The sequence below is a fragment of the Bifidobacterium pullorum subsp. gallinarum genome (assembly GCF_000741215.1).
GTDB classification, from domain to species: Bacteria; Actinomycetota; Actinomycetes; order Actinomycetales; family Bifidobacteriaceae; genus Bifidobacterium; species Bifidobacterium pullorum_B.
This window is the reverse complement of the sequence record NZ_JGYX01000001.1, coordinates 87,642-102,630: the sequence shown is the minus strand read 5'-3', so window position 1 is coordinate 102,630 and position 14,989 is coordinate 87,642. Positions and strand designations below refer to the sequence as shown.

Sequence of the window (14,989 nt, the reverse complement as noted above, 5' to 3'; positions counted from 1 at the left end):
GACCGGATTCGGGACGCTCCCGTTCACCGCGTGTTCACCTCGTCGGCCGTATCGTCCAGACCGTAGAACAGACGTTCCATGATGTCCCGGCAGCGGCGCATCGCGCCGAGCAGATCGTTCTCGAACACCTGTCCGCGGTGCGCGTCGTATCCGAGGTAGACGGCGATGCCGCCCAGCGAATACATGTCGTCGGGCAGGATGTCCGCCTGGTTGGCGCGGCCGTTCCACAGGTAGTTGCCGTTGCGCGCCGCCGTGCACAGCCGCCACGTGTCGCGCAGCTGCGCGGCGTCGCCGCCGTCGATCAGCCCCAGCCGTTCGAGTTCGGCCAGGGCGCCGAGCGTGGAGTTCACGCGCAGCCCCTCATGCTCCCCCGCATGTTCGAGCTGCAGCAGCTGCACGGTCCATTCCACGTCGGACAGCCCGCCCTTGCCGAGCTTCAAATGCCGTTCGCGCCGCACGCCGCGCGGCAGGCGTTCGGATTCCATGCGGGCCTTGAGCTTGCGGATCTCGGCGATCTGCGCCTGCGAGACCGGACAGTCCGGGTAGCGCAGCGGATCGGCCAGGTTCTTGAGGAAGTCCTCGCTCAGCGTGCGATCGCCCGCGGCGTGGCGGGCGCGCAGCAGCGCCTGATGCTCCCAGGTGCTGGCCCACGACCCGTAGTATTCCTTGCAGGAGGCGTAGGAGCGGACCAGCGGCCCGTTCTTGCCCTCCGGGCGCAGGTCCAGATCCAGCTCGATCCTCTGTTCCAACGACACCGGTCCCTGCAGGATCGCGCGCAGGTCGTCGGCCACCTTGCGGGCGAAGCGGTTGGCGGTCGCCTCGTCGGCCTCGCCGCTGGGCCGGTAGATGATCATCGCGTCCGCATCCGAGCTGAAGTTCACCTCCCGACCACCGTACCGGCCCATCGCGATCACCGCGATCGCGGCCGGCGGCTCGCTCAGGTCGAACGCCTTGAGCTGGTTGCCGATCGCCCAATCCACCGCCGCGTCGATGATCGCGTCATACACGTCGGTCATGCCGCCCAAGCTGGCGTCGTCGTCGATGACGCCGTTCATCCACGCCAGGCCGATGCGCTCGATCTCATGGCGGCGCAACGCGCGCACCGAATTGGCGAAATCGCGCATATCGTTGCGGTTGCGTTCCAGCGTGGCCCGGCATTGCGTGTCCAGGCTCTCGCGTGTGCGCGGCGCGAGCCGGTGGCTGTCGCCGAGCCAGGTGACCGATTCCACGGACTTGTTCAACGCGTCGCCCAGGAACCGGGAGTTGGACAGCACATGACACAGCCGCTGCGCCGCGGACGGCGAATCGCGCAGGAAGCCCAGGTATTCGCTCTCCTCGCCGAAATGCTCCTCCAGCTTGCGCCAGTTGAGCAGGCCCATATCCGGGTTCTGGCCCTCCCCCAGCCATTGTAGGGCGGCCGGCAGGATGATGCGGTTGATCTTGGCGGCCCGCGAGACGCCGTAGGTCAGGGCCTCCACATGGCGTTGCGCCGCGTCCGGATCCTCGAAGCCGATCGAGGCGAAGCGGTCGCGCATCGCGCTGTCGGACAGCCGTACCTCCTCATCATCCAATCGCGCGCTGATCGGCAGCATCGGCCGGTAGTAGATGTCCAGATGGAGCCGGCGCACCTCGCGGCGCGTCTCGTCGAATGCGGCGACGAGCTCCTCGGGGTGCATGCGGAAGGCGCGGGCGAGCCTGCGCAGCTCGCCGTTGCGGCTGAACTCGTCCACATTGGCCTCGCGCTTGCGCTCCAGCCCGCCGACGCTGGCGGCCCCCAGATCAGGGAACAGGTGGGTGCGTTTCAGGGCCCACATCTGCTGGCGGTGCTCCATCACGCGCTCGAAGCGGTAGTCCCAGGACAGGCGCACGGCCTGCTTGCGGGAGACGTAGCCGCCGTCGGAGAGCGCCTGCAGCGATTCGAGCGTGGACCGGGTGCGCAGCGACTCGTCGGTGCGCCCGTGCACCAGCTGGAGCATCTGCACGGTGAACTCCACATCGCGCAGCCCTCCGCGCCCAAGCTTGATCTCACGGTCCTTGAGCGGCGCGGGGATCAGATCCTCCACGCGCCGGCGCATCTGCTGGCAGTCGTTGACGAAATTGTCCCGCTGGGACGCCTTCCACACGAACGGGCGGGTCATGTCCATATACGCCTGTCCGAGCTCCGGGTCGCCCGCCGCCGGGCGGGCCTTGAGCAGCGCCTGGAACTCCCAGTTCTCCGCCCACTGCTCGTAGTAGGTCTGATGGGAATCCAGACGGCGCACCAGCGGGCCGTCCTTGCCTTCGGGCCGCAGACCGCCGTCGATCTGCCAGAGCGCCGGTTCGGTGACGCCCATGACTACGGCCTGGCAGACGCGCTGCAATGTGGTGGCCATCTTGGTGCCGATGCGGGTGAGCGTCATGCCGTCGGCGCCGTCGACCGGCTCGACCACGTAGATCAGGTCCACGTCGGAAACGTAGTTGAGCTCCTGCGCGCCCAGCTTGCCCATGCCGATGATGGCGAAGCGGCAACGCTCGCTGCCGGCCACCTCATGACGGGCTATGGCCAGTGCCCCTTCGAGCGCCGCGTCGGCCAGGTCCGCAAGCATACGGCTGATGCGCGGCTGCTCGCTGATCGGGTCGGCCGCGGTCATGTCCTCGGCCATGATGGTGGCCAGCTGCTTGTAGTATGCGGCGCGCAGCCCCGTGGTGGCCTGCGCCAGATCCAGCGTGGCGGTGGGGGCCGTTGCATCCGCGGGATCGGCTCCCACCGCGTTCAGGATATGCTCGCGGCGCCGGGCGCGGTCGAAGTCGCGGCTGCCGCAGCGGTCGACCGCCACGGCCTCCACCAGATCCGGACGGGCGCGCATCATCTTGCCCATAGCATCCGAGGCCCCGAGCACCGACATCAGGCGCGCGAACGACGATTCGTCGGGCAGCGTGTCGCCCAGCCACCCGTCACGGTCGGCCTGCGTGCCCACGATCTGAACCAGATTGGTCAGCGCCGTGTCCGGGTCGCAGGTGCGTTCCAGCATGCGCAGCGTCAACGTCAGCTGGTCCGCGGTCATGCCCCTGTCCGCCAGCTGGCGGAACGCCCCCCTGGCCTGGTCGAGGTCCTGCAGCCCCGCATGGATGAGTTCCCTGACGCTGATGGTGAGATCCTGCCGTGCTTCCATATCTCCAATGTACATGCCGCAGCGCCGTCCTGCGTGGCCCTGACCGCGCGGCGAACCGCTCAGAACAGTCCCTGGACGTTCTGCCAGATGCGGCGGGTCACGCCCGGATGGTTCATGGTGTACAGGTGGATGCCGTCCACGCCGCGGGCCACCAGGTCGGCGATCTGCTCGGAGGCGTAGATGATGCCTGCCTCCTTGAGCGTGTTCGGATCATCGCCCCAGCGGTCCAGGATGGTGGCCAGCCGTTCGGGCACCTTGGAGGAGCACATACCGGTCATGCGCCGGACCGACGCGGCGTTGGTCACCGGCATGATGCCGGCCTCGATCGGCACGTCGATGCCGGCGGCGCGCGCCTTGTCCAGGAACCTCAGGTAGTCGGCGTTGTCGTAGAACAGCTGGGAGATCAGATGGCTGGCGCCCGCGTCCACCTTGACCTTGAGCCAACTGATGTCCTCGTCCAGATCCCGGGATTGCGGATGGCATTCCGGGTAGCAGGCGCCGTACACGGTGATCTCCGGATGGGTCTGGCGGATGTAGCGGGTCAGGTCGCTGGCGTGCATGAACACGCCGGCCGGCTCGCGTTCGGGGTTGCGGTCGCCGCGCAACGCGAGCACGGCGGCGACCTTGGCCTGCGCGAACATGTCCAGCGCCTCGTCGGTCTGATCGCGGTCCAGATACTGGGCGGTCAGGTGGGCGACGGCGGGGATGCCGTATTCGGTGCGGATCGTGTTGGCGATGCGCGCGGTGATCGTACGGTCCGACTGCTTGCCGGTGCCGTAGGTCACCGAGATGAATGCGGGATCGACGCCGTGCAGGCCGTCGAGCGTATCGTAGATCGTGCCGATCGGCGCGGTGCGTTTGGGAGGGAACACCTCCAGGGAGAACAGCGGCTTGCTCATGGTGAACGACTCTCCTATGTCAGGGCCGGCATCCTCAAGGGATCACCGGCCCGAAACGGGATGGTGCGGTACGATATGCCGGTCAGCGGGCGGCCAGCCTGGCGCGGACGATGCGTGTGGCCTCCACCATGTTCTTCAGGCTCGGCCAGGTCTCCTCGTTGCCGCGGGTCTTCAGTCCGCAGTCGGGGTTGATCCACAGTTTGCCGGCATCCACCTTGGCCAGGATCTCGTCGATGCGCTCCTCGATCTCATCGACCGAGGGGATGCGCGGGGAGTGGATGTCGTAGACGCCCGGGCCGGTTTCGGTTTCGAAATGCGCGTCGTGGATGGCGTCCAGCACCACCAGGTCGCCGCGCGAGGCCTCGAAGGAAATCACGTCGGCGTCCATCGCGTCGATGTCGCGGATGATGTCGTTGAACTCCGAGTAGCACATGTGGGTGTGGATCTGCGTGGTCGGCTGCACGGCCGCATGCACGAGGCGGAACGCGGGGATCGCCCAATCCAGATACTTCTTGTGCCAGTCGGACTTGCGCAGCGGCAGCTTCTCGCGCAACGCGGCCTCGTCGATCTGGATGACGCGGATGCCGGCCCGCTCCAGGTCGAGCACCTCGTCGCGGATCGCCAACGCCAGCTGCCTGGTCTGCAGTTCGTTGGAGACGTCCTCTCGCGGCCACGACCAGTTGAGGATCGTCACCGGGCCGGTGAGCATGCCCTTGACCACATGGTTCGTGCGGCTCTGCGCGTACGAGCTCCAGGCCACGGTGATCGGTTCGCGGCGCGAGACGTCGCCCCAGACGATCGGGGGCTTGACGCAGCGGGTGCCGTAGGACTGCACCCAGGCGTTCCGGGTGAACAGGAACCCGTTGAGCCGCTGGCCGAAATACTCCACCATGTCGTTGCGCTCGAACTCGCCGTGCACGAGCACGTCGAGCCCGATCTGCTCCTGCCAGGCGATGACCTGATCGATCTGCGAGCGGATGAACGCATCGTAATCCTCGCGGCTCAACTCACCCTTGCGCAGGCGGGCACGCGCGGCGCGCACCTCGGCGGTCTGCGGGAACGAGCCGATGGTGGTCGTCGGCAGCAGCGGCAGGTGCAGGGCCTCACGCTGCAGCCGCTGGCGCTCGGCGCGGGCGGGCAGGCGGGTCGCGTCCTCGTCAGTCAGCGCGGCCAGACGGTCGGCCACGGCCCGGTCGGGCTCGACGCGCGTGCCATCGAACAGCGCCTGGTTCTCACGCAGGAGGTCGGAGGCCTTCTTCGCCTCCTCGTCGGCGTCGGACAGGTCGGCGACCGCACGCAGCTCGCCGAGCTTCTCCACCGCGAACGCGAAATGCCGGAGCACCTCATCGCCCAGACCGTCCTCACCGGCGGTGCTGAACGGCACATGCAGCAGCGAGCAGGCGGTGGCCACGGCCACATTCGGCGTGACCTGCCGCAGTGCGTCGACCAGCCCCAGGCTCGCCGCGTAGTCGTTGCGCCAGATGTTGCGGCCGTTGATGACGCCGGCGAACAGCGTGGTCGACTCCCCCACGCCGTAACGGCCGACGGCCTCCAGATTCTCGTCCCGGCCCTCGATCAGATCCAGTCCGATGCCGTCGAAGCCCAGCAGGCTCACGGTCTCGTACACGTCGGCGATATGGCCGAAATACGTGTTGAGCAGCACCTTGACGCCGCCGGTGCGGGCGGGCAGGATCTTGGCGTACAGCGTCTTGAACAGCTCGACGTCGCCGTCCTCCTTGTCCAGCACCAGATACGGCTCGTCGAACTGGACCCAAGTGGCGCCGAGCGCGGCGAAGCGGGTCAGGATCTCGGCGTAGACGGCGGCCACGGCGTTGACCAGACCCTTGTCGAGCTCCAGTGGCTCGGCCTTGGCGTTGCGCGCGAGCTTCAGGAACGTGTAGGGGCCCACGAGCACCGGCTTGGTGTGGATGCCGAGCGCCTTGGCCTCCTCGAACTCGTCGAACGGCTTGGTGCCGTTGAGATGGATGTCGGTGGCGCTGTCGATCTCCGGTACCAGGTAGTGGTAGTTGGTGGTGAACCACTTCTTCATCGGCAGGGCCGTCACGTCGCCCTTGGGCCCCTGATAGCCGCGGGCCATCGCGAACAGCGTGTCCTCGGGGTTCTCGAAGGCCAGACGGTCGTAGCGCTGCGGGATCACATTGAGTAGGATGGCGGTGTCCAGCACCTGATCGTAGTAGCTGAAGTCATTGCTCGGGATCAGATCGATGCCGGCCTCGGCCTGCAGCCGCCAATGGCGCTCGCGCAGCTCCTTGGCGGTGGCGCGCACCTGGTCCAGACCGTGCTTGCCTTTCCAATAACCCTCGATGGCCTTCTTCAATTCGCGGTCGCCGCCGATGCGGGGAAAGCCGGAAACCGAGGTGAGTGTGGACATGATGCCTCCTGACCGTTGACGATGGCGCTTGCGTGTCCGGGTCCCCGAATGTTCCCGGACCGTCGCGCGCGCCGGATGCGTTCGCTATCGTGTTGCGGTCAGCCTATCAGAGAAGTTCAGGATATAAGTCATCAGCTCGATTTGAGTGTCGTTATAAACCAGGTTTATAGCCTAGGTTCACTGCTCGTCTCGGCCCTCCACCCGGACTCTGATGCATCGTGACCGTGACACATGTCTCCAAAACGTTGGAATTTCAACGATTTTGAAGAATACGTTGTGCCCGGAATGTATCACAGTCACGAATCAGTCGAAGTCCTTGGGGGTGAGGACGGCCAGGAGCTGGCCGGTGCGGATCTGCCAACGCTCGAACGGCTCGTCGGAACCGAAGATCACCACGCCGGCGGTGGACAGGCCCAGATTGAGCAGGTCGAGCAGCGACGGATCGGAATCCGCGGAGGCCAGCCACTGACAGCTGATCGACACGGTCGGCTCATGCCCGAGCACCATCAGCACCCGATGCTTGCCCTTGGTCTGCGCGATCTCGTCGAACACGGCCTGCACGCCGTTGTCATACAGGCTCTGGCGGTAATCCACCGTGGGATGGTCGCCGAAGGTCTTGAGCATGCGCTCGCAGGTCTGCAGAGCGCGGGCCGCGCCCGAACAGGCGATGCGGTCCGGGACGAGTTTGAGCTCGGCCAATCCCTTGGCCACGGTCTTGGCCTGTTTGAGGCCCTTGTCGGTCAGGTTCCTGTCACGGTCGCTGGACTTGCCCAGGGATTCGGCCTTGGCGTGGCGCATCACGATGAGGATATGCCGGTATTCCTTGGCCGCCTTGGCCACTTTCTTGAGATTGACTCCCACTGCCCCGTCCTTCCATGGCCGGCGGGACGCCGACCTTCACCACTCACCATTCTTGCAGATTGCGCCACGCGACCCGCATCCGGACACGGCTTTTGCACAAACTACGTCGCCGGTGCGGCATGGCCACGCAATCGCTCAACTACATGAGCGCGCCGGCACCGCCCGTCACGCCGACGTCGGAACCGCCGACATCCGTCGCGTCCGCAGCGCCTTCCGTGTCCGGCAACGCGGCCACCTGCGCGTCGAGGTCGCGCAGCACCTTGCGCAGCTTGCGGTCGGAGATGTCGCGCAGCTCCAGCTCCTCCAGCTGCGCCGCGCGTTCCACGGCGGTCATCTCGTCGATGTCGCTGGTCGTGTCCTTGGCCGGGCGATCGCGCTTCTTCAACGCCTCGAACCCCTCTGCCATGGCGCGCGAGACCACCAGGAACCCTGTGTGCCCGATCATCTGATGGTCTGGACGCACGGCCAGCCCCTGCACCTTCCAGTTGCGTTCCAGCGTCTCCTGCACGTCCGGCTCGGTCCACACGCCGGTCTCGCGCAGGGCCTCGGCGAGCCGGCTCAGCTGGGTGGTGGTGGTGACGTAGCAGATCAGCACGCCGCCCGGGGCGATCACGCGGTACGCCTGTTCGAGTCGATTCCACGGGTCGAGCATATCGAGCATGATGCGGTCGAACGAGTGTTCGGGCAACGTGGCGGCCACCGAGTCGAAGTCGCCGGTCAGCAGGTTCCACCACTGCGGCCGGGACCCGTAGTACACGGTGGCGTTGGCCTCCGCCACGCGGGCGAACTCGCCGCGCATCTCGATGGTGGTCAGATGCCCGGTCTCCCCCACGGCGTCCAGCAGGTTTATGCTCATCGCGCCGGAGCCGGCGCCGGATTCGAGCACGGTCATACCGGAGCGAATGTCGCCGAGCTGGATGACCTGGGCGATGTCCTTCGGGTACATGATCTGCGCGCCGCGCGGCATGGAGAGCACGTAGTCGGCCAGGCGTGGGCGCATGACGGCGAACTGCCAGCCGCCGATGGCCCGTGCGCCCTTCCACGGCTTGCCGGCGTCGCGTTCGGGATGCTGCGCGTTGATCTGCGCCTCGCGTTTGGCGCTGACGGTGACGGTGACGCTGCCTTCGGGTCGTCCGATCACCTCATCGTGCAGGATTAGACCGTGTTCGGTCTGCGTGGTGCCGCCCGGCACCAGCTGGTCGGTGATCTTCTTGCCCCGGCGGTCGGTGAACTGCACCTTCTCACCCGCCTGCAGCGGCCCTCTGCGCATGCGCGTCCTTTCCTCGTGGCTGAATCCTCACCCGAGCATACCGATTGGGGCGGAATCGGCCCACATGCGCCGCATCCGGCGACGTTTCATGCGTGGTGAACATCGGAAACGTCCTGGAAGCTGCCTTCGTGCCCGGTCGACATGCATTCAGTATGGGAATCAGTGATTCAGTTGGAAACTGAACCGGGTATAAGCGGGCCCGGACACGCCTTCATGCGGCGTATCCGGGCCCGAATCGTTCAACGGTTTCCAACTGAAGACGGAAATCACCTACCGAAGGAGTCAGTCGTCCTCGATGTTGTCGCCGTTCGCGAACTGCGCCTGGTACAGGTTCGCGTAGGCGCCGCCCTTGGCGAGCAGCTCCTCGTGGCGGCCCTGCTCCACGATCGAGCCGTGGTTGACCACCAGGATCAGGTCGGCGTCGCGGATCGTGGACAGGCGGTGGGCGATCACGAAGCTCGTGCGTCCCTCGCGCAGATGGTTCATCGCCTGCTGGACCAGCACCTCGGTGCGGGTATCGACCGAGCTGGTGGCTTCGTCCAGGATCAGGATGTCCGGGTCGGAGAGGAACGCGCGGCAGATGGTCATCAGCTGACGCTCGCCCTGGCTCAGTTCGGCGGTTTCATCCTTGAGTTCGGTGTCATACCCGTCGGGCAGACGGCGCACGAACTCGTCCACATGGCAGGCCTTGGCGCCTTCGATCATCCGCTCCTCGCTGATGGTCTCGCCCTCGTGCAGGCCGTAGAGCAGGTTCTCGCGGATCGTGCCGTCGAACAGCCAGGTGTCCTGCAGAACCATGCCGAAATGCTGGCGCAGGTCGTGACGGGTGATGTCGCGCGTATCCACGCCGTCGATGGTGATCGAACCGCCCTGGATCTCGTAGAAGCGCATGAGCAGGTTGACCAGCGTGGTCTTGCCGGCGCCGGTCGGGCCGACGATGGCGATCGTCTGGCCGGGCTTGGCCTCCAGCGACAGGTCCTCGATCAGCGGCTCGGCCGGATCGTAGCTGAACTTGACGTGGTCGAAGCGCACCAGACCCTTGACGTCCTTGATGTCCTGGGTGTGCTCGCGTTCGGCCACCTCCTCGGGTTCGTCCAGGAACTCGAAGATGCGCTCGGCCGAAGCCAGGGAGCTCTGCAGGATGGTGGCCATCGAGCTCAACTGGCCGAGGGGCTGGGAGAGCTGGCGCGAATACTGGGAGAACGCCTGCAGGTCGCCCAGCGTCATCGTGCCGGAGAGCACCTTGAGTCCGCCGACGACCACCACGATCACGAAGTTCAGGTTGCCGAAGAACTGCGTGACCGGCATGTTGATGCCGGCGATCAACGTGGCCATGAACGAGCTATCATACAGCTCGCGGTTGCGGCGGTCGAACTCGTCGATCGTCTCGTCCTCCTGTCCGTAGGCGCGGATCACCATATGACCGGAGAACATTTCCTCCACCTGGCTGTTGACCTTGCCGGTGGCATCCCACTGCCGGATGTAGTACGGCTGCGACTTGCGGATGATGAAGTACGCGGCCGCCAGCAGGAACGGGATCACGATCAGCGAGATGAGCAGCAGCAGCGGCGAGATCGTGATCATCATGATCACGGTGCCGATGATCGAGAACAGGGCGAAGATGAACTCGCCCAGCACCTGCTGGAGCGACTGGCCGATGTTGTCGATGTCGTTGGTGGTGCGGCTCATCACCTCGCCGCGGGGCACGCGGTCGAAGTAGCTCAGCGGCAGGTGGTCGAGCTTGGCCTCGATCTGCTGGCGCATGCGGTAGACCGCGTTGGAGACCAGGCGGGTCAGTGTCCAGCCCTGAATCCAGCGCAGCGTGACGGTGCAGAGGAACACGCCGGCGGTGACCCCCAGGATCATCGCCACCTTGCCGAAGTCCACGCCCTGACCGGGGTGGATGTCCATCGAGGAGACCATGTCCACCATGCTGCCCTGGCCGTTGGCTTCAAGGGCCGCGATGGCCTGCTCCTTGGTGGTGCCGGCGGGCAGCATCTTGGAGATCACACCCTCGAACAGCACGTTCGTGGCCTGGCCCATGATCTTCGGCCCCAGCACCATGGTGGTGGTGGCCAGTCCGCAGGCGATGATGACGATCGCCACGCGCAGTTTGTCGGCCAGGATGTACTTCACCAGACGCTTGAGCGTGTGGCTGCGCGGCTTCGTGGTCGTCGGAGCCGTGGTTGCGTTGCCGCGTCCATGTCCGGGCATCAGTCCACCTCCTCGTTCTTCAGCTGCGAGTCCGCGATCTCGCGGTACGTCTCGCAGTCCCGCATCAGTTCCTCATGCCGGCCCATGCCGACGATCCTGCCGTTCTCCATCACCATGATCTGGTCGGCGTCCATCACCGTGGAGATGCGCTGCGCCACGATGATCACGGCCGTCTGCCGGGTGATCGGCTTCAGCGCGTCGCGCAGTGCGCGGTCGGTGGCGAAATCGAGCGCCGAGAACGAGTCGTCGAAGGTGAAGATCTTCGGGTCTCGCATGATGGCGCGTGCGATGCACAGACGCTGGCGCTGGCCGCCGGAGAAGTTCGTGCCGCCCTGGGCCACCGGCGCGTCCAGCCCCTCCGGGTTCTCCCGGATGAAGCCGTCCGACTGGGCGATTTCCAGAGCCTTCCACATCTTGGCCTCGTCGGCGTTGCGGTCGCCGAACTTCAGGTTGCTGGCCACGGTGCCAGTGAACAGCAGGGCCTTCTGCGGCACGGTGCCGAACAGCGCGGCCAGCTCGTGCGGGTCGTATTCGCGCACGTCGTGGCCGTCGACCAGGATCTGGCCCTCGGTCGCGTCGAACATGCGCTGGGCCAGGCGGATGATCGTGGACTTGCCCGAACCGGTCGAGCCGATGATCGCCAGGGTCTTGCCTGGTTCGAGCGTGAAGCTCACGTTGTCGAGCACCGGTTCCTCGGCGCCCGGGTAGCGGAAGGAGACGTGGCGGAACTCCACGACGCCCTTCGTGTCGGTCGGATGGTACGGATGCTCCGGCGCGGTGATCGACGAGGTCGTGTCGCACACCTCGTTGATGCGCTTGGCGGAGACCATCGCGCGTGGGATCATCACCGACATCATCGCGGCCATCATCAGGCTCATCAGGATCATCATCAGGTACTGGATGAACGCCTGCAGGCTGCCGATCTCCATGCCGCCGGCGTCGATGCGCTTGCCGCCGAACCACATGATCGAGATGTTCGACAGGTTCATGATGAACATCATCAGCGGCATCATCAGGCTCATCAGGCGGCCGACGCCGACCATGGTCTGGCGCAGCTGGGAGTTGCCCTTCTCGAAGCGTTCCGCCTCGGTGGCCTCACGGGTGAACGCGCGGATCACGCGCACGCCGGTGATCTGCTCGCGCACGATGCGGTTGAGGTTGTCGAGACGGTCCTGCAGCTGGCCGAACAGCGGGCGCATGCGGCCCATGAGCAGCATGGCCACGATGAAGATCACCGGGATGATGACCACCAGCAGCCAGGTGAGCGTGGCATCCTGCTTGATGGCCAAGATGATGCCGCCCAGGAACATGATCGGCGCCTGCAGGATGACGGCGAAGCCCTGGTAGAACATCATCTGCACCTGCAGCACGTCGTTGGTGGCGCGGGTGATCAGCGAGCCGGCGGAGAAACGTTCCACCTCCTGCAGCGAGAAGCCCTCCACCGCCTTGAAGTAGTCACGGCGGACCTCATAGCCCAGGCGCATCGCCAACCGGGACGAGAAGTACGTGGCCACGATGGCCGCGGCGACCTGCAACAGGCTGAAACCCAGCATGATCGCGCCGTAGCGGTAGATCTCCGAGCTGGAGCCCGAGGCGACGCCCTTGTTGATGATGTCGGCGTTCAGATTCGGCAGGTAGAGCGCCAGCAGCGCCTGCGCGATCTGGAAGACCATCAGCGCCAGCACCTGCCACTTATACGCTTTGAGATAGTGCGTCATGATGCGGAACATGCGTCATTCAACTCCTTTCCTTACGTCGTGTCGTCCAGTGAATCGAGACCAGACTACACACACGTAAGGAACTATCTTTCACCGTAAGCTAATCGGGTGCGGATACGCCCGACACGGAGATGAGGACGTTTGCGAGTCGTCAGTGCGCGAACGCGGACCAACGGCCGTTGGCGTGCGTCACGTCCAGCGGCAGGCCGAACACGGCCGTCAGCCGTTCCGAGGTGAACCCGTGTTCCAGGTCACCGGTGTACACGATGGTGCCGGGCGAGGGATTGTTGCCCGCCACGTTCGCCCTGTAGGCGTCGGCCTCGTCGCCGCTCATGCGGCCCATGACGGCCACATGGTCGAACCCGGTCGGAATCTCCTCCAGGCGGTGCGTGACCAGCAGCACGGTGCGGTCGGTGTCCTCGGCGCCGATGCGGCTCAACGCCCGCAACGCCAGCTCGCGTCCGCCCAAGTCCAGCCCCGTGGTCGGCTCGTCGAGAATCAGCAGATCCGGGTCGGCCATCAGCGCGCGGCAGATCAGCACGCGCGTGCGCTCCCCCTCCGAGAGCTTGAACATCTGCTTGCCCTCCAGGTAGGCGATGCCGAACTCCTCCATCAGCCCACGCGCCTTGGCGAAATCCTCCGCCGTGTACTCGTCGCGCCAGCGCCCCGTGGTGGCGGTCAGCGCGGTCACCACCGCGTCCAGCGGGTCCTCGTTCGGCGGGAACGCCCGGGCCAGTTCGGCCGAGCTCAATCCGATGCGGTTGCGGTAGGAGAACACATCCACCTTGCCCAGCCGGTTGCCCAGGATGTCCACGGTGCCCGAGGACGGGAATCCGCGCGTGCTCATCATCTGCACCAGACTGGATTTGCCGATGCCGTTGGGCCCGAACAGCACCCATTTCTCGCCCTTGCGGATCTCCAGGTTCACGTCCGCCAGGATCACGCGGCGCTGACGGCGGAACTCCACCTGCGAAAGCTTCAATGCAATCTCGTTATCGGTCATAGGTTCACTGTACGCCGGAGAATCGGGGGTTGCAGGCTGGCGGCCATCATGAGGACAAAAAGAGGTTCGCACTACCTCGGGGTTCGAATGCACCCTAGCTGAAAAGCCGCCAAAGTTTTTTCGAACCCCGAGGTAGTGCGAACCTCATCCGATCAACCGAGGATCTTCTTATAAACCTCGATGGTCGCGTCGGCGATCGACTCCCAGCTGAACTTGTCGCGGGCGCGCGCGTAGCCGGCCTCGCCCATCTTCTTGGCCAGCTCCGGGTCGCGCATGACCTTGTTGATCGCGTCGGCCATGTCGTGCACGAACTTGTCCGGGTTGGTGGGGGTGCCGGTGCCGTCGTGCAGCTGGTCGATCGGGACCAGATAGCCGGTCTCGCCGTCCACCACGACCTCCGGGATGCCGCCCGTGGCGCTGGCCACCACCGGCAGACCGCAGGCCATGGCCTCCAGGTTCACGATGCCCAGCGGCTCGTAGATCGACGGGCAGATGAACGCGTCGCAGCCGTGCTCAAGCGCGTTGAGCTCCGGCTTGGGGAGCATCTCCTCGATCCAGATGATGTTGCCGCGCTCCTCGTCCAGCTTGGCGAAGGCGGTCTTGACCTCCTCCATGATCTCCGGGGTGTCCGGGGCGCCCGCCGCAAGCACCACCTGGATGTCCTTGTCCACGAAGTGCAGCGCCTGCAGCAGATACGGCAGGCCCTTCTGGCGGGTGATGCGGCCGACGAACAGCAGGGTCGGCTTGCTGCGGTCGATATGGTAGCGGTCGAACACGCCCCAAGCCGGATCGTCGTCGGCCGGGGTGGCGAAGTCGTCCATCGTGATGCCGTTGTAGACCACGTGCACCTTGTCCGGATCGACGTTCGGGTAGGCGGCCAGGATGTCCTCCTTCATGCCGCCGGAGACTGCGATGATGCCGTCGGCGTGCTCATAGGCGTCCCTCTCGGCCCAGGAGCTCAGGTTGTAGCCGCCGCCGAGCTGCTCGCGCTTCCACGGGCGGAACGGCTCCAGGCTGTGCGCGGTGATGACCAGCGGGATCTCGTGCAGCTGCTGGGCCAGACGGCCGGCCAGGCAGGCGTACCAGGTGTGGGCGTGGATGATGTCGGCGTCGACGTCGTTGGCGATCTGCAGATCCACGCCGAACGTCTTGATCGCGCCGTTCGCGTCTTTGAGTGCGGCCGGGGTGTCATAGCCGACGACCGTCAGGCTGCCCTTGGGATCGCTGCCGGGGATGGCCGGCACATCGGCCTCCGTGCGCGGGCCGTCGAACGCGCGCACGGTCACGTCGATGCGTTCGGCCAGGACCTTGCTCAGCTCCTCGGCGTGCACGCCGGCGCCGCCATAGACCTTGGGCGGATACTCACGGGTCAGGATATCGACCTTCATTGGTCACCTCTCTGTAGAAATGGACTCTGCCACTGTCTACTGTATGACATCCGCACACAAAAAACGCACAACATACCGCCCATGTTGCGACA

9 protein-coding genes are annotated in these 14,989 nt (G+C 65.6%); all 9 read right to left on the bottom strand.

Features of this window, described 5'->3' with window-relative positions:
- Window positions 1-23: 23 nt before the first annotated feature.
- The gene (locus tag BIGA_RS00420; RefSeq protein WP_033505578.1) at window positions 24-3,152 is read right to left on the bottom strand and encodes a bifunctional [glutamine synthetase] adenylyltransferase/[glutamine synthetase]-adenylyl-L-tyrosine phosphorylase; all 3,129 of its coding nucleotides are present in this window, start codon (window positions 3,150-3,152) and stop codon (window positions 24-26) included.
- A gap of 59 nt (window positions 3,153-3,211) precedes the next feature.
- Window positions 3,212-4,051 (bottom strand): methylenetetrahydrofolate reductase [NAD(P)H], encoded by an 840-nt coding sequence (gene metF / locus BIGA_RS00415; protein WP_033505576.1) that lies wholly within the window; start codon window positions 4,049-4,051, stop codon window positions 3,212-3,214.
- A gap of 82 nt (window positions 4,052-4,133) precedes the next feature.
- Window positions 4,134-6,443 carry a 5-methyltetrahydropteroyltriglutamate--homocysteine S-methyltransferase gene (metE, locus tag BIGA_RS00410; protein ID WP_033505575.1) on the bottom strand — a complete coding sequence of 770 codons (2,310 nt, stop codon included), beginning with the start codon at window positions 6,441-6,443 and terminating at the stop codon, window positions 4,134-4,136.
- Window positions 6,444-6,746: 303 nt separating this feature from the next.
- Window positions 6,747-7,304 carry a SixA phosphatase family protein gene (locus tag BIGA_RS00405; RefSeq protein ID WP_033505573.1) on the bottom strand — a complete coding sequence of 186 codons (558 nt, stop codon included), beginning with the start codon at window positions 7,302-7,304 and terminating at the stop codon, window positions 6,747-6,749.
- A 139-nt stretch (window positions 7,305-7,443) separates the two neighbouring features.
- Entirely contained in the window at window positions 7,444-8,574 is a 1,131-nt protein-coding gene (locus tag BIGA_RS00400; RefSeq protein WP_051916977.1) for a tRNA (adenine-N1)-methyltransferase, read from the bottom strand.
- Window positions 8,575-8,856: 282 nt separating this feature from the next.
- Entirely contained in the window at window positions 8,857-10,788 is a 1,932-nt protein-coding gene (locus tag BIGA_RS00395) for an ABC transporter ATP-binding protein (RefSeq protein WP_033505571.1), read from the bottom strand.
- A complete protein-coding gene (locus BIGA_RS00390; protein ID WP_033505570.1) occupies window positions 10,788-12,518 on the bottom strand; it encodes an ABC transporter ATP-binding protein in 1,731 nt (576 codons plus the stop codon). Before BIGA_RS00390 ends, BIGA_RS00395 begins: the two co-directional genes overlap by 1 nt.
- Window positions 12,519-12,657: 139 nt before the next feature.
- On the bottom strand, window positions 12,658-13,509 hold the full coding sequence (locus BIGA_RS00385) for an ABC transporter ATP-binding protein (RefSeq protein WP_033505568.1): 852 nt from the start codon (window positions 13,507-13,509) through the stop codon (window positions 12,658-12,660).
- A 152-nt stretch (window positions 13,510-13,661) separates the two neighbouring features.
- Entirely contained in the window at window positions 13,662-14,897 is a 1,236-nt protein-coding gene (glgA, locus tag BIGA_RS00380; RefSeq protein WP_033505566.1) for a glycogen synthase, read from the bottom strand.
- Window positions 14,898-14,989: the final 92 nt, after the last annotated feature.